Raw genomic sequence first — 26,064 nt, 5'->3', positions numbered from 1 at the left:
TTTTTGAAAAAGAGGAGATTATTTATTTTATTTATAATATTTATTTTATGTATAGTTGGATGTAAGGCAAAAGAGGAAAAGGTTGAAGTACAGCAAAGATTCAATACTCAAATTGCAAAAGAAAAAGGGATTCAGTATATGGAGAGGCTTAAGGCAAGTGATATATCAGGAGCCAATGCTATATCAACTCCAGAACTTGCAGCTAGTAATAAGATAAAAGAGTTATCTAATATGCCTATTGTGGCTTTTCAGCCTGGAAATGTAACTGAGACTGGGATGAGTTCATATATTGTATTTTTTTGTTCTAGAACAAATGGACATTTATCAGATGCAGATTTAGATATGGTAACTTTAAAGATAGTTAAGTCTGGAGAGGAGTATAGAGTTGCAGATGTTAAAAGTGATAATGTTAAAGAGGTATACCATGATAAGGATGAGCTTAGGGTACTAACAAAGGGAATAGGAAGTAGTCAATTAATACTTAGATTAAAAGATTTGCCTTTAGAAATTTATCCAAAGGGGCAAATACCGGTTATAAAAAAAGTTACAGTGCCAAAAGATAGATATTCTGTAATAGGTATAAGTTATAGGGGTAGCAATATAGGAATAAGTACAACAGATGGAAAAAATAGCTTTATTGGAGTTGCTATTATTGAAGAGGCTAGTATTGAAAGTAGTGCAAGAGTATTAGATGAAAGAGTGGCACAAGACGGAAATGCTGGTGGAGGAAGTAGTACTGGTGGAGGATTAAATGAAAATACATTAAAAAAAGCATTAGAAAAACCTATTGCACAAAAAATATCTGCATATGATGTTTTAGAAGATAGTCAAGTTAAAAGAATGATGTTTAATGAAGAAGAAGGTTTCTTAATAGTTCAATACACAAAAGTGAATGGAACGTCATTGGGACTAAAGATATACAAAAATCCTGAAGGAGATTTGTTACCAATAGAATTTGATAAAATATTTCCAATAGATAAATATAATATTGAATATGTAAAGGCGACAAAAAATAATATTATAATTAATGTTACAGCAGGAGATAAAGGCAATGCATCTCAAGAAATCCTTGGAAATTATGAAATAGATTTAGTAAAAGAAACTATTGAAAAAATGTAATAGGAAATAAAATTTCACTTATGATATTATAGTATAAAAGAGAAATAACAATGGAGGAAATCATAGTGAAAGAATGGAATGGAAAAAGATATCACAGCTTAAACTATTTCCTAAGAAATAAATTTGACGAAAAAGTATTTAAAATATCGTTAGATGGAGGATTTTCTTGTCCAAATAGAGATGGGACTATAAGCATAGGTGGCTGCCTTTTCTGTAGTGAAAGTGGGTCAGGAGATTATGCTGGAAATAGAGTTTTATCAATAGGTAAGCAATTTTGTGATATAAAAGAGATGATGAATAAAAAGTGGAAAGAAGGTAAGTATATTGCCTATTTTCAAGCTTTTACAAATACATATGCACCAGTTGAAGAGCTTAGAAGAAAGTATGAAGAAGCTATAAGCCAAGAAGGTGTAGTTGCACTTGCTATTGCGACTAGACCAGACTGTTTGGGTGATGATGTATTAGATTTATTAGAAGAGATAAACAAAGATATATATGTTTGGGTAGAACTTGGGCTTCAAACTGTATCTGATGAAACAGCAAGAAAAATAAATAGAGGATATAAATTAGAAGTATATGAAGATGCTATAAAAAGATTAAAGGAAAGAAATATCGATTTTGTAACTCATTGTATATTTGGACTTCCTGGTGAAACAAAAGAAGATATGCTAAAGAGTGTAGACTATATAGCACATTCAGGATCAAAAGGAATTAAATTTCATCTTCTACATTTAATGAAGAATACTCCTATGGTTAAGTTATATGAAAGAGGAGAGCTTGAATTTGTATCACATGATGATTATATAGACTTAATATGTAAGTCTATAGCTATGATTCCAGAAGATATGATAGTTCATAGATTAACTGGAGATGCACCAAGGGATCTTTTAATAGGACCTATATGGAGCCTTAAGAAGTGGGAGATATTAAATGCTATAGATAAAGCTTTAATAGACAATGAGATATATCAAGGAAAAGAATTTAGGGAAATTAATGATAAATAATTAAATATATTTTTATAACATAAAAAGCCCTTAGGGGTTTTTTGTGTTATATAGATTTAAAGTGGAGGCGTTTTATGAATATAGATATTATTATTTCAGCAGATCATATAGAAGAGAATTTATTAAGGGATAAGGTTGTAGTTGTTATTGATATGCTTAGAGCAACAAGTGTTATAACAACTGCATTTATGAATGGATGTAAAGAAGTAATACCTTACTTAACTGTTGAAGAAGCAAGAGAAAAAAGCACAGAATTTAAAAGTGGACAATGTGTCCTTGGGGGGGAAAGAAGAGCAGTTAAAATAGAAGGCTTTGATTTATCAAACTCTCCTTTAGAATATACAGAGGACGTAGTTAAAGGTAAAACAGTAATAATCACAACAACAAATGGTACTAGAACACTAACAGAATGTTCTAAGGCTAAAAGAGTATTGGTTGGAGCTATGATTAATGGAAAGGCAGTAGCTAAAAAATTAATAGAGATTGGAGATGATGTTGTTATAGTAAATGCAGGAACAAATGGACAGTTTTCAATGGATGACTTTATATGTGCAGGATATATGATTAATGAGATGCTTAAGGTGAGCTCTAAACTATACCTTACTGATATAGCTAAAACTGCAAATTATATATATGAAAATAATACCGGAATAGAGAGTTTTATAAAGAATGCAAGACATTATGGAGTAATGAAAGATTTAAATCTTATGGATGATATCTCATATTGCATGAAAAAAAATATTACTGATATTGTTCCAGAATATAAATATGGACATATTATAGAATAAATTAACCCTATAAAGGGTAGTAAGAATTTTTGAGGGGAAAGGTATGGGTAGGTGTAAGTATCCTAAGTGTATCAAAAAAAATAATATAACAGTGTTAGAAGACTCTCCTGAAGGCAATTGTTATAAAATAAGTATTGATGTTTCAAGTGAGGGAGATACCATACTTATAATTTCTAATTATCCTAAAAGAATAGATAGTAGAGGATGTAGTAAAACTTTTAAGAAAATATTGAAATACCTTAATGAAAAATCTTATAAAAGCTTTATAAATGGAGTAAATAAGATAGTTATAACTAATTTATTTTCAGCATATGAAGTTGATATAAGGGATGAAAATTATACAGAAAACTTATATATAAACAATGATATTATTAAAGAATGTATAAGTGAGAGTGATATAATAATTGCTGCATGGGGAGAGCCTTGTATTAGAAATAAAAAGGTTTACAGAGACAGAGTTAAAGATATATTAGAATTAATAAGAGATGGATTTTTAGATTCTAATTCTAAAAAACAATTTTTAAGAGTTGGAGATTTAACTAAGTTTGGATATCCAAAGAACTGTTTAGCATGGGAATTTAAAGAAGAACTGAATCCTTTCTATAATTAAAAAAGCTACCCTAAATTAGGGTAGCTTCTTTAATTAAATATATTTATATTTTAGTAGTTTTCTACAAATAATTCAAAGTATGATTGAGGGTGTAAGCAAGCTGGACACTTAACTGGAGCTTCAGCACCTTCAAATATGAATCCACAGTTTCCACATTTCCATAAAGTTTCAGCTGAGTCTCTCTTAAATACTTTTCCATTTTCTATGTTTGCAGCTAATTTTCTGTATCTAGTTTCATGTGCTATTTCTGCTTTAGTAATCATTCTAAATGCAGCAGCAATTTCAGGGAATCCTTCTTCTTCAGCTACTTTAGCAAATGTAGGATAAAGATTTGAGTTTTCATCATGTTCACCTTCAGCTGCAAATATTAAGTTTGTCTTTGTATCAGTAGGTAATTCTACTGGGTATGCTGCATTAATTTCAATTGCTTCTCCTTGGAAATCATCCTTTAAGAATTTATAGAATCTCTTAGCATGTTCTTTTTCATTTTCAGCAGTTTCCATGAAGATATTTGATATTTGGTGATAACCTTCTTTTAATGCTGCACTAGCAAAATAAGTATATCTTGTTCTAGCTTGACATTCCCCTGCGAAAGATTTCATTAAATTTTCAGCTGTTTTTGTTCCTTTTAAACTTTTCATAACTAACTCCTCCTTAAATATGTACAATTAATATTAACGGATAATCATTTTCCGAAAAAATCTTATGAATTAATTATAACCCTATAAAAGCCTATAATCAATTAACATACTGTTAACAAAAGCGTTGTTATTATAATTATCTATTAAAAATATGTAATTATTAAAAATTGTAAATATTAATGATGAATATAATTTATTAAACTACTTGGAACACAAAGAATTTTAGATAATATGATTCATCAGAATTCCAAAGTATTGGGTGATCTGAAGATTGAGTTCTAAACTCTATTTGTCTTAATGTTCTATGTGAATCATGCGCAGCTTCAGCAATTGTAGATTTTAGTAAATCTTCTGCCATGTAGTGAGAGCATGAGCATGTAACAAAATAACCGCCCGGTTTAACCATTTTTAATCCTCTAAGATTAATTTCTTTATAGCCTCTTTTAGCACCGCTTATTGTATCTCTTGATTTTGTGAAGGCTGGAGGATCTAATATTACAACATCAAATTTTCTTCCTTCTTTTGACCAAGAAGATAGTACATCAAAAGCATTATGACATTCAAATTTAACTGTATCTTGGAGTCCATTAAGCTTAGCATTTCTAGTTGCACAATCAACTGCGTGTTGAGATACATCAATACCAAGAACAGACTTTGCACCAGCGATTCCAGCGTTTAATGCAAATGATCCAGTATGAGTAAAGCAATCTAGAACATCTTTTCCTTTGCAAATTCTATGAATTGCAGCTCTATTTTCTTTTTGGTCTAAGAAGAAACCAGTCTTTTGACCATTTTCTAAATCAACAATATATTTAACACCATTTTCGATAATCTGAATATTTGTATCAAAAGGTTCAGTTAAAAATCCTTTAGTTTGCTCTAATCCTTCTATTTCTCTAGTTTTAAGGTCACTTCTTTCATAAACTCCTTTAGCATTATATTCTTCAACTAATATTTTTGTTACTATATCTCTGTATTTATCCATACCTAAAGTAGAAATTTGTATTACATAATAGTCTTCAAATTTATCAACTGTAAGTCCTGGCAGAAAATCAGCTTCTCCAAATATAAATCTACAAGATGATGTATCAATTACAGTTTTTCTATAATCCCATGCAGCTTTAAATCTTTTTTTGAAGAATTCTTCATTTATTTCTTCATCTATATCTCTTGTCATTATTCTTATGGCAATCTTACTTGCATCATTTATGTAGCCTTTACCTATAAAGAAATGTTTGTGATTATAAACCTCAACTATATCTCCATTTTGGTATTCACCGTCATATTCTTTAATTTCATCTGTATATATCCATGGTCTGCCTTGTTCGGCTTTTGCCTTTTTGCTTAACTTTTCTAAGTAGAATTTACTAGCCATTTAATCGTAGCTCCCTTCAAATTAATTCTTTTAAGATTATAACACAACTTTTTTAATGTTATTCCAATAAAAATAACTTGTTTTTTTATCGTATTGATAATATATTATAAAAAAGATTTACTGAAGAATAGTTTTTAGGAGGACGTTATGAATTTATTTTTAAATGAAGAAGCAAATAGATGTTTATTATGTAAAAAGCCAAGATGTAAAGAATTTTGTCCTATAAGTACTCCAATTCCAGAGATTATAGAACTTTATAGAGAAGGTAAACTTAATGAGGCAGGAGAGATATTATTTCAAAATAATCCTCTTTCAGCTGTGTGTGCTATAGTTTGTCCACATGAAGATCAGTGCGCAGGACATTGTATCAGAGGAATTAAAGGTGAACCAATTCACTTTTATGAAATGGAAGAAGAAATATCAAAAGATTACTTAAATAATGTTAAATTTGAAAAGCCAGTAGCTAATAGAGAGAGGATTGCAATAATTGGTGGAGGACCAGCTGGAATAACTATTGCATTTACATTAGCAAAGAGAGGATTCAAAGTTACTATATTTGAAGCGCATGAAAAAATAGGTGGAGTTTTAAGATATGGAATACCTGAATATAGACTTCCAAATACAATGGTTGATAAAATCGCAGAAAAACTACAGGAATTAGGAGTTCAAATAAGACCTAACATAATGATAGGACCAGTTATTACATTAGATAGATTATTTGAGGATGGATATAAATCAGTATTTATAGGAACTGGTGTATGGAATGCTAAGAAGTTAAATATAAAAGGTGAAACTCTTGGAAATGTTCATTATGCTATAGATTATTTAAAAGCACCAAATGTTTATAATTTAGGCGATACTGTATGTGTTATTGGCGCTGGAAATGTTGCTATGGATGCTGCTAGAACAGCTAAGAGAAATGGCGCAAAAAATGTATATGTAGTATATAGAAAGCATTTCGATCAAATGACAGCAACAAAGAAAGAAATAGAAGAAGCTAAAGAAGATAATGTAGAGTTTAAATTATTTAGAGCTCCAGTTGAGATATTAGAAGATGGTATTAAGGTAGTTAAAACTGAAAATATAGAAGTTGATGGAAGGATTCAAACTAAAACATTAGACGGTCAAGAAGAAATAATACCATGTGATTCAACAATAATAGCTGTAAGTCAGGAGCCAAGATCAGTTATTGTTTCAAGTACGACAAGATTAGAAACAAATAAGTGGGGACTTGTTATAACAGATGAAGAAGGTCATACAACAAGAGAAGGTGTATTCGCTTCAGGCGATGTTGTTACAGGGGCTAAAACTGTTGTTCAAGCGGTTGCTCATGCAAAGCATGTTGCAGATGCAATGGAAAGATATTGTGAAGAGAACAAATAAAAGTATATATAATAAGCTATGATAAGTTTAAGTTTTAATTTTAAAATTTAAATTATAGCAATAAATTATATTTAATATTTAAAAATATAATAATAATAAATAAAAGGATATAGCAAAGGCTATATCCTTTTATAATTCTTATTTTTCAGTATTTTTAGCTGGATTTTTATTTGTAGAAGTCCACTCATTATTTCCTTCAGTTTTTTCTTTATGACAATCAGATGAAAAACCTTGAGATTCTACTGGAGTTGAAATCCATTGGTTATTAGTTGCAGTTTTTTCATTTTTATTCATAATAAACGCCTCCTTTTTTATAACACTATTAGTTTTAGCATTATAAAAAATTTAATCCGAGGAATTTATTTGTATTCACCATTTTCAAATTGCTCTATTAAACCTTGAATCTTAAATACGCATCTAGCGCCGCCACAGCATCCAGTTCCAGCGCCAGTTGCTTTTTTAACATCCTCCATATTTCTAGCACCATTTCTTATAGCATCCTTTATAGTAGCTCTATTAATAGCCTTACACACACATACTTTGGTTAATTTATCCATTATTTCTGGATTTGCATTGTTATTTTCCATAGTTACTCCTCCTAATATTAAGTAATTTATATCTTAAATTTTCAACTAAATTTCATATTTATTTTTCTATAAGACAATTTAATCATTCTTTAATACAAAAATCAATACTAAGTAATAAAAATTATTATTTAAATTAAGGAAATTTATAAATTTATGTTTAATTGACTTTTTTAGGGGCATAATATATAATGTTTTTAATAAAGACAATGATTAGGAAAAGTAGTTAATAGACTTGCTTAAAGAGAGTAGCTGTTTGGTGAGAAGCTATAGCAAATATTAATGAAAATCACCTAGGAGTCGGTAGCCTAACGGTAATAAATTTACTTACTAAGTGAACCCGTAATCTTGCGTTAAAAGATAGAGTATGTTAGTACTTGAATCTCACAATATCAAGTTAAATAGTAAAGGAGAAAATTTACTATTATAAAAGTGTCGGTGTTTTATCAATACTATTGATTATTGTATTACCATGGGTGGTATAGCGAGTTATTTACTTCGTCCTATAGTTTGGATGAGGTTTTTTTATATTTAAAATGAAATTATAGAGCGTCAAATTATATTCTTGAAGATTTTAATTAAATAAAATACAAAAGAGATTATTAGATGCTTATATATATAAATATTTTAACAAAAATAAATATATATTGAGAAAGGAGTTTTGACATGTACAAAAAAGTAGAACTTACAAATGGATTTGTAGGGATGGAAAATGAAGTTGCTGACCTTTGGAAAGCAAGAAATGTAATCAAGAAAAATTTTGACATGAATCAAGATGGTGAATATTTCACATTTTACGATGGACCTCCAACAGCAAATGGAAGACCTCACGTAGGACATATCTTAACAAGAGTTATGAAGGATATTATCCCAAGATATAAGGTAATGAAGGGATATAAAGTTATAAGAAAAGCTGGTTGGGATACTCATGGATTACCAGTTGAACTTGAAATCGAAAAGAAACTTGGAATTTCAGGTAAAGAGAAAATCGAAGAGTATGGTGTTGAAAAATTCGTTAAAGAGTGTAAAGAAAGTGTTTTCACATATGTTAACATGTGGGAAAAGATGACTGATAAAATAGGTTACTGGGTAGATATGGAGGATCCATATGTAACATACCATAATCCATATATTGAATCAGTATGGTGGGCATTAAAACAAATGTGGAATAAAGATCTTTTATACAAAGGTCATAAGGTTATGCCATACTGCCCAAGATGTGGAACAGGACTTTCATCACACGAAGTATCTCAAGGATATAAAGATGTTAAAGACTTAACTGCAGTTGCTAAATTTAAAGTTTTAGGAGAAGACAACAAATACATACTTGCATGGACAACAACTCCTTGGACATTACCTTCAAATGTAGCTTTATGTTTAAATAAAGCATATGATTACATCGAAGCTAAGGTAGGAGATGAAACTTATATTTTAGCTAAAGAATTAGCTCCAAAGGTTCTTGGAGAAGACTACGAAGTAGTTAAAGAATTTAAGGGTGCAGATCTTCTAGGAATGAAGTATGAGCAGTTATTACCATTCCATACTCCAGAAGGAAGGGCATTTGAAGTAATCCACGGAGACTTCGTAACACTTTCAGACGGTACTGGAATAGTTCATATAGCACCAGCTTATGGTGAAGATGATAGCTTAGTTGCAAAGAAAAATGGAATGGCATTTATAAACTTAGTTGATGCTGCTGGATGCTTTACTGAAGAAGTAACTCCATGGGCTGGCAAGTTTGTTAAGAAGTGCGACCAACAAATTTGTGATTACCTAGAAGCTGAAAATAAATTATTTAAATCAGAAAAACATACTCACTCATATCCACATTGTTGGAGATGTGATACACCACTTCTTTACTATCCAAAAGATAGCTGGTTTGTCGCTATGACAACTTTAAGAGATAAGTTATTAGAAAATAATGATAAGATTAACTGGTTACCAGACAACATTAGAACTGGTAGATTTGGTAAATTCTTAGAGAATGTTATTGACTGGGGTATTTCAAGAGACAGATACTGGGGTACACCACTTCCAATATGGGAATGTGAATGCGGACATAGAGAATGTATTGGAAGCATAGCAGAACTAAAAGAAAAGGGAATTGATGTTCCTGATGATATAGAATTACACAAACCATTTATAGATAAGATCGATTTAACTTGTGAACACTGTGGAAAGAAGATGAAGAGAACTCATGAAGTTATTGACTGTTGGTTCGATTCAGGATCAATGCCATTTGCTCAACTTCACTATCCATTTGAAAATAAAGAGTTATTCGATCAAAACTTCCCAGCTCAATTTATATCAGAAGCTGTTGACCAAACAAGAGGATGGTTCTATACATTACTTGCAATTTCAACTGCAATATTTGATAGAAATCCATTTGAGAACTGTATAGTTTTAGGTCACGTTCTTGATAAAAAGGGATTAAAGATGAGTAAATCAAAGGGTAACGTTGTAGATCCATTTGATGTACTTGATTCACAAGGTGCTGATGCTACAAGATGGCATTTCTATACTGCAAGTGCACCATGGCTTCCAACTAGATTCTCAATAGATGATGTTGCTGAAGCTTCAAGAAAGTTCTTAAGCACATTATGGAATGTATATTCATTCTACGTGTTATATGCAGATTTAGATAAGTTCAATCCAAGCAAATATGCTGATTTTGAATCAGATAATGTAATGGATAAATGGATATTATCAAAATTAAATACATTAATTAAGACAGTAGAAGATGGATTAGATGAGTATGATATAACAAAATCAGCTCTTGCTATTGAAGATTTTACAGATGAGTTATCAAACTGGTATGTAAGAAGAAATAGATCAAGATTCTGGTCATCAGAATTAACTGATGATAAGATTGGAGCTTATGTAACATTAAACAAAGTACTTGTTACTTTAGCTAAAGTTGCTGCACCATTTGTTCCATTTATAACAGAAGAAATCTATCAAAACTTAGTAGTTAACTTAGATCCTACTGCACCAGAAAGTATTCATTTATGTGAATGGCCAAAAGTTAATGAAAAATCTATAGATAAAGATTTAGAAAAAGATATGGATTTAGCCTACACAATAGTTAAGTTAGGAAGAAGTGCTAGAAATGGAGCTAATGTTAAGAACAGACAGCCACTTTCAAAGATACTTGTATCTACAACATCACTTCCAAACTATTATGGTGATATCATAGCAAATGAGCTTAACATCAAGGAAATAGAATTTGGAGCAGACCTTTCAAAGTATGTTAACTTTGAAATTAAGCCTAACCTACCTGTTTTAGGAAGAGCTTATGGTAAGTTAATACCAGGAATAAGAAAAGAAATTGCTTCAAGAAACCAAATGGAATTAGCTCAAAAGATTCAAAATGGTGGAGTTGAAGTTATAAACGTTCAAGGAACTGAAATAGAGCTTAACTCAGATAGTATCCTAGTAACAATGCAAGGTCTAGATGGATTTGCATTTGCAGGTGAAGGAGATACTGGAGTAGTTTTAGATACTCATATTACAGAAGAATTAAGAGAAGAAGGTCACGTAAGAGAAATTATATCAAAAATTCAAAATATGAGAAAAGAAAAAGGTTTCGAGGTTGCGGATAATATAACACTTTATGTTGCAAATAACGACATGTTAATTGATGTTATAAAGAAATTCGATGATACTATTAAGAAGGAAACTTTAACTAAGAATATAGTATTTAATGGCGAATTTGATTATACAGAAGTAACAATAAATGGCGAAACGTTAGATATGACAGTGGAAGTTGTTAGATAAAATTTTCTTAAGACTAGGAATCGTAAAGATTTCTAGTCTTTTTTAAGAATTAATATATATTTACATAAATTTTAGGAAAACTATAATTAAAGAAGGTATTTTATTGAAATAAGGCGAATATATTAGTATAATAAATTATCAAATATGATTAGGAGTGATAAATTATGGCTACTTCTATTAAAGATGTTGCTAGAGAAGCGGGCGTTTCAATTGCTACGGTTTCTAGAGTTTTAAATGACATAGATGTTGTAAACGAGGACACAAAGAAAAAAGTTTTAGATGCAATAAAGAAATTAGGATATAGACCAAACATAGTAGCAAGAAGTTTAAAGACACAAAGAACAAAGACAATCGGAATATTAATACCAGACATATCAAGCCAATTCTATCCAGAGATAGTTAGAGGAGCTGAAGACGTATCTAATATATATGATTATAATATAATACTTGGAAATTCAGATTTTGATGTAGAGAAAGAAAAAGAGTACTTAAGAGTATTAAAAGAAAAAATGGTAGATGGAGTTATTTACATGAGTAGCTCTCTTCAAGATGAAATTTTAGATTTAATAAATGAATTAGATTTAAAAACAATTCTTGTTGAAACTAAAGATAAGGAAGGAAAACTTCCAAGTGTAACTATAGATAACATAGATGCAGCTTATGAAGGAACAAAGTACTTATTAAATAAAGGTTTAAAGAACATAGCGTTTATCGGAGTTAAGAAAGATGAGATGAATGCATGGAGCGATAGATATGTAGGTTTCGAAAAAGCTATGAAAGAATCAGGTGTAGCTATTAATAACGAATTAATTCATTTAGCAGATCTTAAAGTTAGCAGTGGATATAAGGCAGCTGAAGGTTATGTGAAATTAGGCAAAAAAGTAGACGGTATAGTTTGTGCAACTGATGAACTTGCAATGGGAGCAATAAATGGATTAAGAGATAATGGGGTAAGTGTACCAGAAGATGTTAGTGTTATTGGATTTAATAATAACTATGTTGGAGAAATATTCTATCCAAAACTTACTACTGTTGGTCAACCAAGTTATGATATGGGATCAGTTGCTATGAGAATGTTAATAAAACTTCTTAATAAGCAAGAGCTAGAGCAAGCGCATTATGTATTACCACATAATATAATTGAAAGAAATAGCGTAAAATAACAAAAGTAACAGAAATTATAAAGATAGCTTCATTAGAAATTTTTAATGAAGCTATTTTTTAGTTTGGAATATTTATCCTTAGTTTGCAATGTATTTTTAATTTTTATAAGGCAACAATTATATTTTATTTATGATATAGTATATCTATGAAAAGACTATAAAGGAGGAGTATTTTTGAAGAAAAAACAAATAATAATTATTAGTATTATTATTGCTATTGTAGTTATAGCTGCGAGTACTTTCGCTATTATTCACATAAATAATAAAAATAAATATGATGCTATAAAATATGGTAGAGCTGAATTTGTAACAAGTATGAAGGATATAAATAAGGATTTGCCAACAATAATACTATTTAAAAGTTCACTTGTAGAAAATAGTGTTAAAGCTGAGAGAAATTTAAAGCTTCTACATGATGAATATGGTAGTCAATTTAATATAGTACATGCTAATTCAGATGCTTTAGATAATGAAGAAGCAGTAGAACTTGCAAAAAAGTATCAAGTTACAGGAGTACCAACATTAGTAGCATTAGATAGAGATGGTGATTTCATAGAGAAGAAATCAGATATTTCTTCAATGAATGGAATTAAAGGTATGCTTAAAGATATGGGCGTAGATATAGAGAATAAATAAATATAAGGGGTATAAAATGAATAAACAAAAAAGATTGGGAGAAGAAAAAATTTCAAAATTACTATTAACATTTTCAATACCTGCAATTGTAGGTATGATGGTTAATACTTTATACAATATAATTGATAGAATGTACATAGGTAATATTGAAGGTGTTGGACAATTGGCTATAACTGGTGTGGGAATAACTATGCCGATAATGACTATAATATTAGCCTTTGGGATGTTAGTTGGAATAGGAACAGCCGCTAGAGTATCATTAAAGCTTGGGCAGCATGATAAGAAAGCTGCAGAAAAACATTTAGGTAATGCATTTACTTTAATAATTATAATTAGTATTGTGATTACTATTGTTGGTCTTATATTTTTAGATCCAATACTTAATGTTTTTGGGGCAAGTGAAAATACAGAAATTTATGCAAGGCAATACATGCAAATAATATTTATTGGAACGATTGTAAATATGTTAAGCTTTGGGCTCAATCACTCAATTAGAAGTGATGGAAGTCCTAAAATTGCTATGTTATCAATGTTAATTGGAGCAATTACTAACATAATATTAGATCCAATATTCATATTTGCTCTAGATATGGGTGTTAGGGGAGCTGCTATTGCTACAGTAATTTCTCAAGTATTAACAACAATTTGGATACTTCAGTATTTTACTAGAGGTAAAAGTATTATAAAGCTTAGAGTAGAGAATTTAATGTTAGAGAAATCTACTATTATTAGTATATTTTCAATAGGTATGAGTCCTTTTAGTATGCAACTTGCAGCAAGTATTGTTCAGGTTCTTGCAAATAATTCATTAAAAGAATATGGCGGAGATTTAGCCATTGGTGCTATGACCATAATATCAAGTATTTCTATGATTTTCTTAATGCCTATCTTCGGTATAAACCAAGGGTCACAGCCTATAATAGGATATAATTATGGTGCTGGTAAATATCATAGAGTAAAAGAGACTGTTAAATATGGAGCAATAGCTGCGACGATAATTGTTGTTTTAGGATGGATTGCAATACAATTTGCACCTCATTTATTAATAAGAATATTTAATAGTGATCCAGAGCTTGTTTCTATAGCGACTACAGGAATAAGAATATATCTATTTATGTTACCTGTTATTGGATTCCAAGTAATAAGTTCAAATTACTTCCAATCAGTAGGTAAGGCAAAAATATCAATGTTCTTAAGTTTATTAAGGCAAGTTATTCTTTTAATTCCATGCCTTGTAATACTTCCAAATATTCCGGGATTAAATGGAGAAGTTCTTGGACTTACAGGAATATGGCTTTCAGGGGCAATAAGTGATGCACTTTCATCATTAATTACAGGGATTATATTCTATAATTCAGTAAAGAAATTAAAAGAAATAGTAACAGTGGATAGTAAAGAAGAATTAGAGCTATGTTAATATAAATTAGATATTAATTGCCATAGTAAATATATGGTGATTAATATCTTTTTTTTATTTTTGTAACTTTGGTTACAACTTAATTTAGAAGGGTAATATATAATAAGATTATAAAATGGAATTATTATAGTTTATTTAAATAGATATTTTAAAAGAGGAGGAGAACTTATGAGCGATATAAAAAATACAGTTCCTAATATGCCTACTATGGTAAGTGGAGCACATCATGGCAATCTTCAAAAGATTAGAAATGGTAGAAGGACTTTTGGTATAACACCTCATATTCCAGGAGGGTTTATAACTATAGAAACTCTAGAGAAGATAACAAAAGTTGCAAAGAAGTATAATGGAGTAATTAAAATAACATCAGGGCAAAGATTATTAATAACAAATCTTGAAGGTGATGACTTGCCTAAGATTTGGGAAGAGCTTGGAATGGAACCAGCTGTAAAAAAGCAAAATACAGTTAAAAATGTTGAAATGTGTCCAGCTGGATATTGCAAAAGGTCTAAATTTAATACAATAGGAACAGGAATGAAGCTTTCAAAGAAGTATCAATACATGGAAGTCCCTTGTAGAACCAAAATTGGAGTAGCTGGATGTAGAAATGCATGTGGTGGTGTGTACTCAAAAGATGTTGGAGTTATAGCTGATAAGACAGGATTTCTTGTAACTGCTGGTGGATCAGCAGGACATAATCCGAGGATGGCAGATATAATTATACAAGATGTAGATGAAAAGGAAGCTATGAAAATAGTAGATAAAATTTTTGAAATCTATAAAGAAGAAGGTATGCCAGGAGAAAAACTTGGTGATTATATAGACAGGATTGGATTAAAAGAATTTAAAGATAAAGTATTATAAAAAAAGGACTATAGAAATATTTAAAAAATATAATTATTTCTATAGTCTTTTTTAAAGATAAATTATAATTTATAGATCTTTTCATATGCTAAAGCTATACTTTTAAACCCATTATTATTTAATGATTTAACTACAGAGTTAATTAATTCATTATAAGATGCAGATCTACAATCATTAGTAATCTCTTTTAATATATCTTCTGCACCTTTTGAAACTAAGTCTAAGTCTCCTTCAGTGTATGAGAAATTTGCATCTTCAAATGCGCCAAAGATACTCTTTTTTAATTTTTTAAAATCAAATGGGACAACCTCATTATGTTTATTTATTATTCTCATTTTAAATTCCTCCCTTGTATAAATGTTAAAAATGCACAAAAGAAGCTTATAGGATAAGCTTCTTATATTTTCTAGATACTATTAAATTTTATAATATGCCTTCATTCTTTAAGATATCTTCTAATTGTTGAAGTCTATCGCTTAATGATATGAATTTTTCTTTTATATCATCTTTTGACATATTGTCATTATCGATTCCATTTTCTAAATCCTCTACAGTTTTTAATGCTTCTTCAATATCTTGTTGTGCTATTTTAAGATTTTCTTCTTTCATTCAAGCTTCTCCTTTAACATATCATATTTAACTTATGTTTATATATATTTATCCTATCACTACTAAAACCCTTACGCAAGGCATATATTTAAATGTTAACAGTACTTATTTTATGGAGGGTAATATGATTAATTACATTTGGTTTTTGATGATATTTTTTGGAGTGATATTTGCACTTTTTACTGGAAACGCAGATAAGATAACAGAGGCTATTGTAAATGGTAGTGGAAGTACGGTAACTTTTATTATTGAACTTGCTGGAATAATGTGCTTTTGGTGCGGGGTTATGAAGGTAGCGGAAAAGAGTGGACTTACAGCACAATTAGCTAAACTTTTAAGACCTGTCCTTAGGATGTTATTCAAAGATGCAGCCAAAGATGAAAAAGCCCTTGGTGCTATAGTTATGAATCTAACTGCAAATATGATGGGACTTTCTAATGCAGCGACTCCTTTTGGAATAAAAGCAATGGAGGAAATGGAGAGATTAAATAAAGGTAGTAGTATAGCGTCTAATGATATGTCATTATTTTTAGTGATGAATGCAGCTTGTATACAGTTACTTCCTACTACTATTATTTCAATAAGGGCAGCGGCGGGTTCTGGTAACCCTGGAATAATTATAATTCCAGCGATTATATCTACTGGAGTAGCAGCAATAGTTGGGATAACTTGCTGTAAGATATTACAACGATATTTTTAAGGGGGATGTATCATGTTTGATTATATGACAAAAAGTATAATCCCTGTAGTTGTTGCAATAATACTATTTTATGGGATGATAAAGGGAAGAAAGGTTTATGAATGGTTTATAGAAGGTGCTAAGGATGGTCTTGGAGTTTGTATGAGAATATTTCCGTGTCTACTGGCTATGATAGTTGCAGTTCAAATACTTAAGAGTTCAAACCTTTTAGATTTATTAAATAAAGGAATTTCACCACTTTCAGGGGCCATAGGACTACCTGAGGAAGTTGTGCCTTTAGTATTAATAAAGCCAATTTCAGGGAGTGGAGCAGTTGGAATGTTTACAGAGATAATTAAAACATATGGAGCAGATACATTTATTGGACTTGTTGCATCAGTAATTATGGGAACTACAGAGACTATATTTTATACAGTAACAGTTTATTTTGGAGCAGCAAAAATTAAAAAGATAAGACATACCCTTTGGGCAGCTATAATAGCTGATATAACTGCCATAATAACAGCTATTATAGTGGTTAATTGGATGTTATTGTAATAGGTAATACATTATGGTAACATTTAACTAAAAAAGGGGGAATTAAGTTGATTTGTATTAAAGATGTAAGCAAAACGTACAATGGGACTTTTAAGGCGGTAGATAATATTAATCTACAGGTTAAAGATGGAGAAATATTTGGACTTTTAGGGCCAAATGGAGCAGGTAAAACAACTACTATAAAAATGATAACAGGTATATCAGAAATAACTGATGGTAATATTACAATCAATAATGTGGATATAAATAAAGAGCCAGTAAGGGCAAAGGAACAATTTGGATATGTCCCTGATAATCCAGATATGTTTTTAAGATTTACAGGGATTGAATACTTAAATTTTATGGGAGATGTATATGGGGTACCAAAGGAAGAGAGAAAGGATAGAATAGAAGAGCTATCAAAAAGATTTTCAATGGAAGGTGCTTTAGGAGATAAAATTCAAAGTTATTCTCATGGTATGAGACAAAAGATGATAATAATGGGAGTTTTACTTCATAAACCTAAAGTGTGGATATTAGACGAGCCGTTAACTGGACTAGATCCTAAATCATCATATATATTAAAAGAGATGATGAGGGAACATGCAGATGAAGGTAATACAGTATTATTTTCAACTCATGTATTAGAGGTAGCAGAAAAAGTTTGTGATAGAATTGCAATTATAAATAAGGGGAAATTACAGTTTGTTGGAACTTTAGATGAAATGAGAGAAGAGTTTAAAGAGAGTGAGTCATTAGAAAAAATGTTCTTGGAGATGACAGAACATGAATAGGATTAAGATGGCAACAAAATTCTTTTTAAAAAATGCTCTTGGAGAGATGTTTAATAACAAAACGTCAGGTAAATTAATGATGGCTCTTATGCTTGGATTAGTTCTTTTATTTTCAGCACCTATATGCATGATGGTTAGTACAAATTATGAGGGTTTTAAGGCAATAAATCAAGAAGGATATCTTATATCACTTATATTATTTATGGGAAGTGCAACAACATTTCTTATGGGTATTTACACTGTGCTTAATGTCTTTTTCTTCTCAGAAGATATAGAAGTACTTATGCCAATGCCATTTAAAGCTAGTGATATTATGATAGGTAAATTTGCAGTTACTTTATTAAATATGTATGTTTATACATGTATAATAATTTTACCTCTTATAGCATATGGTATAGAGGCTAAGATGGGAGTGCTATATTACTTATTCGCAATTATAGTTATAATAGTAAATCCAATATTACCACTTATGTTATGTTTACTAATTTCATTAATAATTATGAGATTTACTAATATATCAAGACATAAGGATATGTTTAAAACAATTTCAGGTGTAATAGCGCTAGCTTTTATTGTGGCAATTAATTTCTTTTCAAATAGAGGTGCTAGTGCTACAGGTACAATTGAAGGATTATTAAAGAAAAGTAATGGGCTCATGGAGACTATGAATGGGGTATTCTTTACAAATATATTTGGTGCAAATGCATTATTATATAGTAATGAAGGTAAAGGAATAATCAATTTAGTATTATTAATTGTAGCAACTTTAATACTTACTCTTATCCTATATTATATTGGAGATAAGTTATACTTTAAGAGTATCGTTGGAATGTCAGAGACTGTAGGTAAGAGAGAAAAGATATTAGAAAATAATAAAGAATATATAAAAGAAAAATCACCACTGATAACACTTGCTATTAAGGATGTAAAGATGATATTTAGAACACCAACATTTTTTATAAATTGTGTTGTTATGATTATATATATGCCAGCAATATTTTTTATTGCCTTTACAACTGAAGGATTGCCTTTTGGTAATGAAGCCTTAGGAAGCGCAGTTATAGTTGGAGGATCTGTTTTATTTATGGCATTAACAATAGCTGGTGGCAGTGCTGCCTCTACTTGTATAAGTAGAGAAGGCAAAAACCTGATGGTATTAAAATATATTCCTATTGATTATAAAACGCAAATAAAGTCTAAAATACTTTCATCAATAATGATAAATTGTATAGGATTTTTAATTGGAGTATTTATACTTATATATTTTGATGCTCCTATAATAGCATTTATTATGAGTTTAATATTACAAGCTTTAACTATAGTTATGGTTTCTGTAATAGGTGTATATATGGATTATAGCTCTCCAAAACTTAACTGGGAGGATGAAAAAGCTTTATTTAATAAGAATTTTAAGCCTTTTATAATGTTTTTAATATTTATTCCTATTGGAGGAATACTAACATGGCTTGCATTTAAGATAGTAAATATATATTTAATATTTGCTTTAAATGTAGCTGTAATATTATTAATTACTATAATTGCATATAAGATGTTGATGAAGAATGGTCCTAAAGTATATGATAAAATTTAGAGAATAAATTCATGTTTGTCGAGTTTATTAAAAGATAAAATATAAAAGTAGAGATGGCAATTAAGCTATCTCTACTTTTGTTTTAATAAAATTTAATTTACTAAAAAAATAATAAGATATTATATACATATATACCTTATAAGCATCAGAAATAGTAAAAATATAGAATAATAACGTTAATATATTAAGGTTTTTTTAGAATTATACATACAAAATTATACATAATATAAATATATTTCATGATAAACTATTTATAATAAGATGTATTAGGGGGATTAGAGATGAAAAAGAGAGGGATTATAATACTTACTGCAACTTTAGCTATGGCAGCCACATTATCATTAATGATTAAAGATGTAACTAGTAGTGCTAATGCAACTAGCCAAGTATATACTAGTTATGGGGGAGGTTTCGGGTTTGGACTAGTTAGAGATGGGGAGGGTGAAGCTGATTTATATAGTTTTAGTGATGAAGAATTTAACTCTGGAAAGGTAAATATATCAATATTTTATGAAGGGGCAGGTGAGAGAGAATTTACTATAACGCCATTATTAAACGGAGAGCCTATAAGCGTTAATTTTAATAATGAGGGGTTTAGATATGAGTATAATATTGATATAAGAAATGGACAAAATATAGTAGAAATAGAAACAGATAATATAGGTGATGGTATATTAAGTTTCATAGCAAAAGGTGATGATACTGTATTTGGAATATATGGGTATAGTAATTATGAAAATATAGATATGGGCATAAGAAAAATAAAATATGATAGGTTAGATGATGCTAATAGTAAATTTAATTATGATATTGTAGGATATAGAGGAGAAGAGACAGAATACTCTTTTAAGGTAAAATTAGATGAAGAGAGATTTAAAGGAGATAACTATGGGTATAAGGTATTTATAGATAATAAGCTTGTAAAGATAGATGGAAAGTGGGGCAAGATATTTAAAAGAAACAAAGATGTATTACAAGATACATTTAAATTTAATCTCCCAAAAGAGAGAGGACAATACGATTTATATATAGTAAGGTCTATAAATCCAATTAGTAATGTTAATCCACATGAAGAAATAATTTTTAAGTCAAAAATTATTGTTAACTAGATATAATAATAAAGCTTTATTTTTCATAAATTATATTAACTTATAAAAAAATACAAAAATATATATTAATATATAAAAACAGTATCAATATTTAATATTGATACTGTTTTACTCTACTTAAATTTAAATCTATCAACTATTAGTGCAATTGCGTTATCTCCTGATACATTACACGCAGTTCCGAAACTATCTTGTGTTATATATAGTGCTATCATTAAAGCAAGCTGTGCTTCACTAAAACCTAAATTAGCTTGAAGTACTCCAAGTGCTGCCATAACTGCACCTCCAGGAACACCAGGGGCGGCAACCATAGTTATACCAAGCATTGCTATAAATCCAGCAAATTGAGGAAAAGTAAAATTCATACCGTTTAGAAGCATTACTGCTATTGAACAGCAAGTAAGAGTTATAGTACTACCTGATAAGTGAATAGTTGCACAAAGTGGAACAACAAATTCTCTAACACCTTTTGATACACCATTTCTTTCAGCAACATCAAGATTCACAGGTATAGTTGCAGCTGATGATTGAGTACCAAGAGCAGTTAAATAGCCAGCAACCTGGTTTTTTAGGAGAACAAAAATGTTCTTTTTACTAGCAGCACCAGCTATTGAAAATTGGAATAGTATTATACAGAATTGAATAGCTAGTATAATTAAAAATACCTTCCAAAATACAGAGAAGATAGTTTGAACTTCGCCTGTATATGTCATATTTGCAAATATCCCTAAGATATGTAATGGGATTAATGGAATAATAATTACTTTAATAACTTTTTGAACTATTTCTTGAAATTCTAAAGCCATATTATAAAGAGTACGACCTTTTTTTAATGATGATATACCAAGCCCTAAAAGAAAAGCTAAAAGTAAAGCTGTCATAACAGGCATTATAGGTGGCATATCAACTATAAATAAAGATGGTAGAAGTCCTTTTTCTGGATTACTTGCACTAAAAGATTCAGCCGCAGTAATAAACTTTGGAAAAATATTTGAAGAAACAAAAAAAGCAAAGAATCCTGCCAAAAGAGTTGATCCATAAGCTAATAATGTTGTAAATCCAAGCATTTTACCAGCAGAGCCACCAAGGTCTGCGATACCACAAACCACAAATCCTAATATGATAAGTGGGATTATAAATCCAAGAAAATTACCGAATAAGGAATTAAAAGTAGCTAATACTCTTATAAATCCTTCGGGCATAAAGTTTCCAATTAATAAACCTAATATAATTGCTATTATAAGCTTAGGAATTAAACCTAATTTTTTCATGTGTATTCCTCCTATGGACAAGTGTATTTTATATGATATTATAAGAATATAGAAAAGATGTCTATTTATTTAACATAAAAGTATAATATAAGGAGGAAATAAGAATAAAAAGAAGAATAACAATAATTATATGTATATTAGGAGATAATATGCCTATAAATTAGAGTAATAAGCATAAATTAAATTATACTAAAAAACAGATTGTGGGATTTGTTTTTAAAAGTACAGGGGGACGAGATATATGTCAGAAGAAAAATTCTACATAGTTAATGAGAATGTATTACCGAACGTATTTTATAAGGTTATTGAAGTAAAAGAATTATTACACACAGGAAAGGTTAAGGATATTTCAGAAGGAGTAAAGAAGGTGGGCATAAGTAGAAGCACTTATTATAAATATAAAGATGCTGTTTACCCAATGGCAGAAGGAGTTAATAGCAAAAAAATAACAATTGTGCTATTGCTTTCTCATGAATCAGGAGTATTATCAAAAGTATTAGACTTTATTGCAACTAGAAAACTAAATATATTAACAATAAATCAAGATATACCAATAAACATGACAGCTAATGTTACTATAACTCTAGATGTTTCTAAGATAAAAGGGGATGTTAAAAGATTTTTATATAAAATGAGTGAAATAGATGGAGTAATAAAGGTTAGGGTATTAGCTGTTGAATAAACATTTGGAGGGATCAATATGAAAAACGAAGTATTTGAATTAAATAGGAAGAGGTTAGCAGAAAAGCTAGAGGATAATGATTTAGTAATTCTTTTTGCTGGTAATGCACCAAAGAAAACAGCAGATGAAAAATATGATTTTACACCAAATAGAAATTTTTATTACTTAACAGGAATAGATGAAGAAGATCATATACTTGTCATGGAAAAGAGTAATGGAAGTATAACTGCAAAGATGTTCATAAAGGAAATTGATGAAGAAAAAGAAAAATGGCTAGGAAAAACTATAAGAAAAGAAGAAGTATATGAAATAAACAAGATTGAAGAAGTTCTATACTTAGGAGAGTTTAAGGGGTATTTGAATAAAATTTTAAACGAGAGTGTAGAGAAAACTATATACTTAGACTTAGAAAGAGATGGCTTTGATAGCTTTCCTTCAGTAAGCAATGTTTTCTGCAATGAATTAAAGAATAGATATTCACAAGTAACTATAAAAAATGTATTTCCTATATTAGCCCCTTTAAGATTAGTAAAGAGCCCTGGAGAAGTAATAGAAATGCAAAAAGCTATTGATATAACAATTAAAGGCGTTGAATCAATAATGAGAAATATAAAACCAGGCATGAAAGAATATGAGCTTGAAGCGTACTTTGAATTTGAATGTAAGAGAAGAGGAGTACGTGATTATGCATTTAAAACTATTGCAGCCGCAGGTAAAAATGCCACAATTCTTCATTATGTAGATAACGATTCAGAGGCTAAGGATGGAGATTTAATATTATTTGATTTAGGAGCACAAGTTAATTATTATAATGGGGATATTTCAAGAACCTTCCCTGTAAACGGAAAATTTACAGAAAGACAAAAGGAAGTATATGAGGCTGTTTTAAGAGTTAATGAAAGAGTAATAGATGAATTAAAATCAGGTGTGAACTTCTTAGATATTAATAAGAAGTCAAGGGATTGGATTGCCGAAGAATGCATAAAACTTGGCCTTATAGAGGATAAGAAAGATGTATCAAAATACTACTGGCATAGTATAGGTCATAGTCTTGGACTAGATACTCATGATGTTGAAAATCCGGGAAGAAATACTACTCTAGAAGCAGGTATGGTATATACAGTAGAACCTGGAATATATATAGCTGAAGAAGGAATAGGAGTAAGAATAGAAGATGATGTATTAATAACAGATGGTGGACACGAAGTTCTTACTAGAGATATGATTAAGAGTGTAGAAGATATAGAAGCATTCATGAGCAGATGTTAATAAAATAAAGATAAAGTATTAATAAATTATTGACAATAATTTGAAAATAATGTATAATAGCATTAATTTAATAAGTGAATAATGAGAAGAGGTAGAGGCGCGATATTTAAGAGTACTATCATTGAGGTAAGCACTTAGAGATGATAGAAAAGGAGATGTCGCCGAAGGATATAGCTAATGCTTTAATGCTATAATCCTGGGCTTATGTAGAACATACATAAGACTGTCACAATTATATTGTGGTGAGCTATCATTCAACGGATTTTTACGTATATAGTAGAACCTTGAGTGTTATCTCAAGGTTCTTTTTTGCATTAAAGAGCAATAAATGATGGGCCTCTAATATTCACAAAAATTATTTTGAGGGGGATTCAATCATGAAAAAAAGAAATTATTTAGTATTTTTATTAACATTCATCTTAATGATGAGTATATCAACAGTTGCTTTTGCGGCAGAGGTTGATCCTGGAACTATAAATGCAGATAAATTTGGTATCTGGACGATAATTCCACCATTAGTTGCAATTGTATTAGCATTTATAACTAAAAATGTTGTTATTTCATTATTCGTTGGGGCATTAGCTGGATGCTTTATGCTTCAAATAGTAGATAATAATGCATTTACGTCATTAATTCAAGCATTTCTAGACTTTATCCAAAGGGTTTTAAATTCACTTGCAGATCCTTGGAATGCTGGAATTATACTTCAAGTATTAGCTATAGGTGGTGTTATAAATCTAGTTTCTAAGATGGGTGGGGCAAGAGCCATAGCAGAGGCATTAGCTAAGAGAGCTAAGACGCCAAGAAGCGCTCAAATGACAACTTGGTTCTTAGGATTATTAGTATTTTTTGATGATTATGCAAATTCACTAATTGTTGGACCTATAATGAAACCTGTCGCAGATAAATTAAAAGTCTCAAGAGAGAGACTAGCTTTTATAATAGATGCTACAGCAGCTCCAATTGCTGGACTTGCTATTATATCAACATGGATTGGACTTGAAGTTGGACTTATAAATGATTCATTTACTCAAATAGGAGTAGAGGTAGATGCTTTTGGAGTGTTTTTAGACACTATACCATTTAGATTTTATAATATATTAATACTTGCTTTTGTTGTAATTACAACACTTATGCTTAGAGATTTTGGACCTATGAGAAAAGCTGAGATTAGAGCAAGAAAAGGAATTAAAGATAAAAAAGCAGAGCTTGAAAGCATAACTGTAAATGAAGAGATGGAAGTTAAAGCAGGGATAAAACTAAGTGTATGGAATGCAATAATTCCAATTGGAACATTAATAATTTCAGCGCTTGTAAGCTTTTACTATAGTGGATATTCATCAATAATGGCAGGAAATGATGTAGCTCTTCAAGGAGTACTTACTAATTCACCATTTTCATTCCAAGCTATTCAGCAAGCATTTAGTGCAGCAGATGCATCAACAGCACTTTTCCAATCAGCAGTATTTGCATCAATAGTTGCAATAGCAATGGCTGTTTGCAAAAAGATATTTACAATTTCAGAAGCTATAGATGCATGGATTGATGGAATGAAAGGCCTGATAATCACTGGTGTAATACTTTTACTTGCTTGGTCATTAAGTTCAGTAATAAAAGATTTAGGCACAGCTAAATACTTAGTTACATTACTTTCAGATTCAATACCAGTTTTCTTACTTCCAAGTATTATATTTATTCTAGGTGCAGTAATATCATTTGCAACTGGAACTGCGTATGGAACAATGGGAATACTTATGCCACTTGCAATACCTCTTGCACATTCAATATCACCAGAAATGGGGTATATCGTAATAAGTACAAGTGCTGTACTTACTGGAGCGATCTTTGGAGATCATTGTTCACCTATATCAGATACAACCATTTTATCATCCATGGGAGCGGGATGTGATCATATAGAACACGTTAAGACACAGATGTGGTATGCATTATTTGTTGGAGGAGCAACAATTTTGCTTGGTTATATTCCAGCAGGATTAAATATACCAGTATATATTATCTTACCAGTTGCTATATTAGTACTTACAGTGGCAGTAAGGTTTATAGGAAAACCTGTTGATAATGTAGAATAAAATTATTTTTAATAATATAGAATCCCACGGAAGCAAAGCCTGTGGGATTTATTTATAATTTATAAATTATTT

The 26,064-nt window shown here is 30.1% G+C and carries 25 protein-coding genes and 1 riboswitch; of the genes, 18 read left to right on the top strand and 7 right to left on the bottom strand.

Translation table 11 applies throughout. From position 1 onward, the window contains the following. Positions 1–3 precede the first annotated feature (3 nt). From JOC62_RS05095 to JOC62_RS05080, 4 genes are all read left to right on the top strand, one after another. Positions 4–1,119, top strand: a complete 1,116-nt coding sequence (locus JOC62_RS05095; protein ID WP_204594147.1) for a hypothetical protein — start codon at positions 4–6, stop codon at positions 1,117–1,119. Positions 1,120–1,169: 50 nt separating this feature from the next. Next, on the top strand, positions 1,170–2,123 hold the full coding sequence (gene mnmL / locus JOC62_RS05090; protein ID WP_207758146.1) for a tRNA modification radical SAM protein MnmL/YtqA: 954 nt from the start codon (positions 1,170–1,172) through the stop codon (positions 2,121–2,123). Between the two features lie 74 nt (positions 2,124–2,197). Continuing rightward, complete coding sequence (locus tag JOC62_RS05085) at positions 2,198–2,911, top strand: 2-phosphosulfolactate phosphatase family protein (RefSeq protein ID WP_204594146.1); 714 nt, start codon at positions 2,198–2,200, stop codon at positions 2,909–2,911. A 43-nt stretch (positions 2,912–2,954) separates the two neighbouring features. Beyond that, complete coding sequence (locus tag JOC62_RS05080; RefSeq protein ID WP_204594145.1) at positions 2,955–3,521, top strand: DUF1643 domain-containing protein; 567 nt, start codon at positions 2,955–2,957, stop codon at positions 3,519–3,521. Positions 3,522–3,571: 50 nt separating this feature from the next. Here the strand turns inward: JOC62_RS05080 and rbr are convergent, their stop codons facing one another. Together rbr and JOC62_RS05070 are read right to left on the bottom strand one after the other, a co-directional pair. Beyond that, on the bottom strand, positions 3,572–4,162 hold the full coding sequence (gene rbr, locus JOC62_RS05075) for a rubrerythrin (protein WP_204594144.1): 591 nt from the start codon (positions 4,160–4,162) through the stop codon (positions 3,572–3,574). Between the two features lie 196 nt (positions 4,163–4,358). After that, complete coding sequence (locus tag JOC62_RS05070; RefSeq protein WP_204594143.1) at positions 4,359–5,537, bottom strand: class I SAM-dependent rRNA methyltransferase; 1,179 nt, start codon at positions 5,535–5,537, stop codon at positions 4,359–4,361. A 147-nt stretch (positions 5,538–5,684) separates the two neighbouring features. Here JOC62_RS05070 and JOC62_RS05065 point away from each other — a divergent pair, with 147 nt between their 5' ends. Then, the gene (locus JOC62_RS05065) at positions 5,685–6,920 is read left to right on the top strand and encodes an NAD(P)-dependent oxidoreductase (RefSeq protein ID WP_204594142.1); all 1,236 of its coding nucleotides are present in this window, start codon (positions 5,685–5,687) and stop codon (positions 6,918–6,920) included. Positions 6,921–7,058: 138 nt separating this feature from the next. Here the strand turns inward: JOC62_RS05065 and JOC62_RS05060 are convergent, their stop codons facing one another. Together JOC62_RS05060 and JOC62_RS05055 are read right to left on the bottom strand one after the other, a co-directional pair. Further along, the gene (locus JOC62_RS05060; RefSeq protein ID WP_204594141.1) at positions 7,059–7,214 is read right to left on the bottom strand and encodes a hypothetical protein; all 156 of its coding nucleotides are present in this window, start codon (positions 7,212–7,214) and stop codon (positions 7,059–7,061) included. 65 nt (positions 7,215–7,279) lie between these two features. After that, positions 7,280–7,507 carry a (2Fe-2S)-binding protein gene (locus JOC62_RS05055; protein ID WP_204594140.1) on the bottom strand — a complete coding sequence of 76 codons (228 nt, stop codon included), beginning with the start codon at positions 7,505–7,507 and terminating at the stop codon, positions 7,280–7,282. Between the two features lie 663 nt (positions 7,508–8,170). On the opposite strand from JOC62_RS05055, the gene ileS reads away from it, so the two are divergent. The 5 genes from ileS to JOC62_RS05030 all read left to right on the top strand — a co-directional run bounded on the left by ileS (position 8,171) and on the right by JOC62_RS05030 (position 15,361). Further along, positions 8,171–11,281: an isoleucine--tRNA ligase gene (gene ileS / locus JOC62_RS05050; RefSeq protein WP_204594139.1), complete on the top strand. Its 3,111-nt coding sequence runs from the start codon at positions 8,171–8,173 to the stop codon at positions 11,279–11,281. 164 nt (positions 11,282–11,445) lie between these two features. Next, positions 11,446–12,444, top strand: coding sequence for a LacI family DNA-binding transcriptional regulator (locus tag JOC62_RS05045; protein ID WP_204594138.1), 999 nt, complete (start codon positions 11,446–11,448; stop codon positions 12,442–12,444). Between the two features lie 174 nt (positions 12,445–12,618). Continuing rightward, positions 12,619–13,080 carry a YbbN family protein gene (locus tag JOC62_RS05040; protein ID WP_204594137.1) on the top strand — a complete coding sequence of 154 codons (462 nt, stop codon included), beginning with the start codon at positions 12,619–12,621 and terminating at the stop codon, positions 13,078–13,080. A 16-nt stretch (positions 13,081–13,096) separates the two neighbouring features. Next, positions 13,097–14,497: an MATE family efflux transporter gene (locus tag JOC62_RS05035; protein ID WP_204594136.1), complete on the top strand. Its 1,401-nt coding sequence runs from the start codon at positions 13,097–13,099 to the stop codon at positions 14,495–14,497. A gap of 168 nt (positions 14,498–14,665) precedes the next feature. Further along, the gene (locus JOC62_RS05030; RefSeq protein ID WP_243425019.1) at positions 14,666–15,361 is read left to right on the top strand and encodes a nitrite/sulfite reductase domain-containing protein; all 696 of its coding nucleotides are present in this window, start codon (positions 14,666–14,668) and stop codon (positions 15,359–15,361) included. A gap of 62 nt (positions 15,362–15,423) precedes the next feature. On the opposite strand, the gene JOC62_RS05025 is transcribed toward JOC62_RS05030, so the two are convergent. Then, positions 15,424–15,696, bottom strand: coding sequence for an ATP cone domain-containing protein (locus tag JOC62_RS05025; RefSeq protein ID WP_204594135.1), 273 nt, complete (start codon positions 15,694–15,696; stop codon positions 15,424–15,426). A gap of 88 nt (positions 15,697–15,784) precedes the next feature. Then, positions 15,785–15,970 carry a hypothetical protein gene (locus tag JOC62_RS05020; protein ID WP_204594134.1) on the bottom strand — a complete coding sequence of 62 codons (186 nt, stop codon included), beginning with the start codon at positions 15,968–15,970 and terminating at the stop codon, positions 15,785–15,787. A 124-nt stretch (positions 15,971–16,094) separates the two neighbouring features. On the opposite strand from JOC62_RS05020, the gene JOC62_RS05015 reads away from it, so the two are divergent. The 5 genes from JOC62_RS05015 to JOC62_RS04995 all read left to right on the top strand — a co-directional run bounded on the left by JOC62_RS05015 (position 16,095) and on the right by JOC62_RS04995 (position 20,680). Further along, positions 16,095–16,670 (top strand): nucleoside recognition domain-containing protein, encoded by a 576-nt coding sequence (locus JOC62_RS05015; protein ID WP_204594133.1) that lies wholly within the window; start codon positions 16,095–16,097, stop codon positions 16,668–16,670. Positions 16,671–16,682: 12 nt separating this feature from the next. Further along, complete coding sequence (locus JOC62_RS05010) at positions 16,683–17,207, top strand: spore maturation protein (RefSeq protein ID WP_204594132.1); 525 nt, start codon at positions 16,683–16,685, stop codon at positions 17,205–17,207. A 47-nt stretch (positions 17,208–17,254) separates the two neighbouring features. Then, a complete protein-coding gene (locus JOC62_RS05005; RefSeq protein ID WP_204594131.1) occupies positions 17,255–17,980 on the top strand; it encodes an ABC transporter ATP-binding protein in 726 nt (241 codons plus the stop codon). Next, a complete protein-coding gene (locus tag JOC62_RS05000; RefSeq protein WP_204594130.1) occupies positions 17,973–19,571 on the top strand; it encodes a putative ABC transporter permease subunit in 1,599 nt (532 codons plus the stop codon). Before JOC62_RS05005 ends, JOC62_RS05000 begins: the two co-directional genes overlap by 8 nt. A gap of 281 nt (positions 19,572–19,852) precedes the next feature. After that, complete coding sequence (locus tag JOC62_RS04995) at positions 19,853–20,680, top strand: hypothetical protein (RefSeq protein WP_204594129.1); 828 nt, start codon at positions 19,853–19,855, stop codon at positions 20,678–20,680. A gap of 113 nt (positions 20,681–20,793) precedes the next feature. On the opposite strand, the gene JOC62_RS04990 is transcribed toward JOC62_RS04995, so the two are convergent. Further along, a complete protein-coding gene (locus tag JOC62_RS04990) occupies positions 20,794–21,951 on the bottom strand; it encodes a dicarboxylate/amino acid:cation symporter (protein WP_204594128.1) in 1,158 nt (385 codons plus the stop codon). 241 nt (positions 21,952–22,192) lie between these two features. Here JOC62_RS04990 and JOC62_RS04985 point away from each other — a divergent pair, with 241 nt between their 5' ends. The 3 genes from JOC62_RS04985 to JOC62_RS04975 all read left to right on the top strand — a co-directional run bounded on the left by JOC62_RS04985 (position 22,193) and on the right by JOC62_RS04975 (position 25,992). Then, positions 22,193–22,633, top strand: coding sequence for an ACT domain-containing protein (locus JOC62_RS04985; RefSeq protein WP_204594127.1), 441 nt, complete (start codon positions 22,193–22,195; stop codon positions 22,631–22,633). 18 nt (positions 22,634–22,651) lie between these two features. Continuing rightward, positions 22,652–23,902, top strand: coding sequence for an aminopeptidase P family protein (locus JOC62_RS04980; RefSeq protein ID WP_204594126.1), 1,251 nt, complete (start codon positions 22,652–22,654; stop codon positions 23,900–23,902). Between the two features lie 84 nt (positions 23,903–23,986). Beyond that, positions 23,987–24,160, top strand: a riboswitch (Lysine riboswitch). A gap of 119 nt (positions 24,161–24,279) precedes the next feature. Further along, the gene (locus JOC62_RS04975; protein ID WP_204594125.1) at positions 24,280–25,992 is read left to right on the top strand and encodes a Na+/H+ antiporter NhaC family protein; all 1,713 of its coding nucleotides are present in this window, start codon (positions 24,280–24,282) and stop codon (positions 25,990–25,992) included. Positions 25,993–26,064: the final 72 nt, after the last annotated feature.

Source organism: Clostridium sardiniense (assembly GCF_016907995.1).
Lineage (GTDB): Bacteria > Bacillota > Clostridia > Clostridiales > Clostridiaceae > Clostridium > Clostridium sardiniense.
The sequence above is the reverse complement of the archived record's forward strand: the minus strand, read 5'-3'. Positions and strand labels throughout refer to the sequence as shown.

Excerpts from the sequence above, each read along its gene's own strand:
- JOC62_RS05000 (WP_204594130.1), top strand. The coding sequence starts at position 17,973 with ATGAATAGGATTAAGATGGCAACAAAATTCTTTTTAAAAAATGCTCTT.
- ileS (WP_204594139.1), top strand. The coding sequence starts at position 8,171 with ATGTACAAAAAAGTAGAACTTACAAATGGATTTGTAGGGATGGAAAAT.
- JOC62_RS05015 (WP_204594133.1), top strand. The coding sequence starts at position 16,095 with ATGATTAATTACATTTGGTTTTTGATGATATTTTTTGGAGTGATATTT.
- JOC62_RS05060 (WP_204594141.1), bottom strand. The coding sequence starts at position 7,214 with ATGAATAAAAATGAAAAAACTGCAACTAATAACCAATGGATTTCAACT.
- JOC62_RS05035 (WP_204594136.1), top strand. The coding sequence starts at position 13,097 with ATGAATAAACAAAAAAGATTGGGAGAAGAAAAAATTTCAAAATTACTA.
- JOC62_RS04985 (WP_204594127.1), top strand. The coding sequence starts at position 22,193 with ATGTCAGAAGAAAAATTCTACATAGTTAATGAGAATGTATTACCGAAC.
- mnmL (WP_207758146.1), top strand. The coding sequence starts at position 1,170 with ATGGAGGAAATCATAGTGAAAGAATGGAATGGAAAAAGATATCACAGC.
- JOC62_RS05025 (WP_204594135.1), bottom strand. The coding sequence starts at position 15,696 with ATGAGAATAATAAATAAACATAATGAGGTTGTCCCATTTGATTTTAAA.
- JOC62_RS05085 (WP_204594146.1), top strand. The coding sequence starts at position 2,198 with ATGAATATAGATATTATTATTTCAGCAGATCATATAGAAGAGAATTTA.
- JOC62_RS05065 (WP_204594142.1), top strand. The coding sequence starts at position 5,685 with ATGAATTTATTTTTAAATGAAGAAGCAAATAGATGTTTATTATGTAAA.
- rbr (WP_204594144.1), bottom strand. The coding sequence starts at position 4,162 with ATGAAAAGTTTAAAAGGAACAAAAACAGCTGAAAATTTAATGAAATCT.
- JOC62_RS05010 (WP_204594132.1), top strand. The coding sequence starts at position 16,683 with ATGTTTGATTATATGACAAAAAGTATAATCCCTGTAGTTGTTGCAATA.
- JOC62_RS04980 (WP_204594126.1), top strand. The coding sequence starts at position 22,652 with ATGAAAAACGAAGTATTTGAATTAAATAGGAAGAGGTTAGCAGAAAAG.
- JOC62_RS04990 (WP_204594128.1), bottom strand. The coding sequence starts at position 21,951 with ATGAAAAAATTAGGTTTAATTCCTAAGCTTATAATAGCAATTATATTA.
- JOC62_RS05020 (WP_204594134.1), bottom strand. The coding sequence starts at position 15,970 with ATGAAAGAAGAAAATCTTAAAATAGCACAACAAGATATTGAAGAAGCA.
- JOC62_RS05070 (WP_204594143.1), bottom strand. The coding sequence starts at position 5,537 with ATGGCTAGTAAATTCTACTTAGAAAAGTTAAGCAAAAAGGCAAAAGCC.
- JOC62_RS05045 (WP_204594138.1), top strand. The coding sequence starts at position 11,446 with ATGGCTACTTCTATTAAAGATGTTGCTAGAGAAGCGGGCGTTTCAATT.
- JOC62_RS04975 (WP_204594125.1), top strand. The coding sequence starts at position 24,280 with ATGAAAAAAAGAAATTATTTAGTATTTTTATTAACATTCATCTTAATG.
- JOC62_RS05080 (WP_204594145.1), top strand. The coding sequence starts at position 2,955 with ATGGGTAGGTGTAAGTATCCTAAGTGTATCAAAAAAAATAATATAACA.
- JOC62_RS05030 (WP_243425019.1), top strand. The coding sequence starts at position 14,666 with ATGAGCGATATAAAAAATACAGTTCCTAATATGCCTACTATGGTAAGT.
- JOC62_RS05055 (WP_204594140.1), bottom strand. The coding sequence starts at position 7,507 with ATGGAAAATAACAATGCAAATCCAGAAATAATGGATAAATTAACCAAA.
- JOC62_RS04995 (WP_204594129.1), top strand. The coding sequence starts at position 19,853 with ATGAAAAAGAGAGGGATTATAATACTTACTGCAACTTTAGCTATGGCA.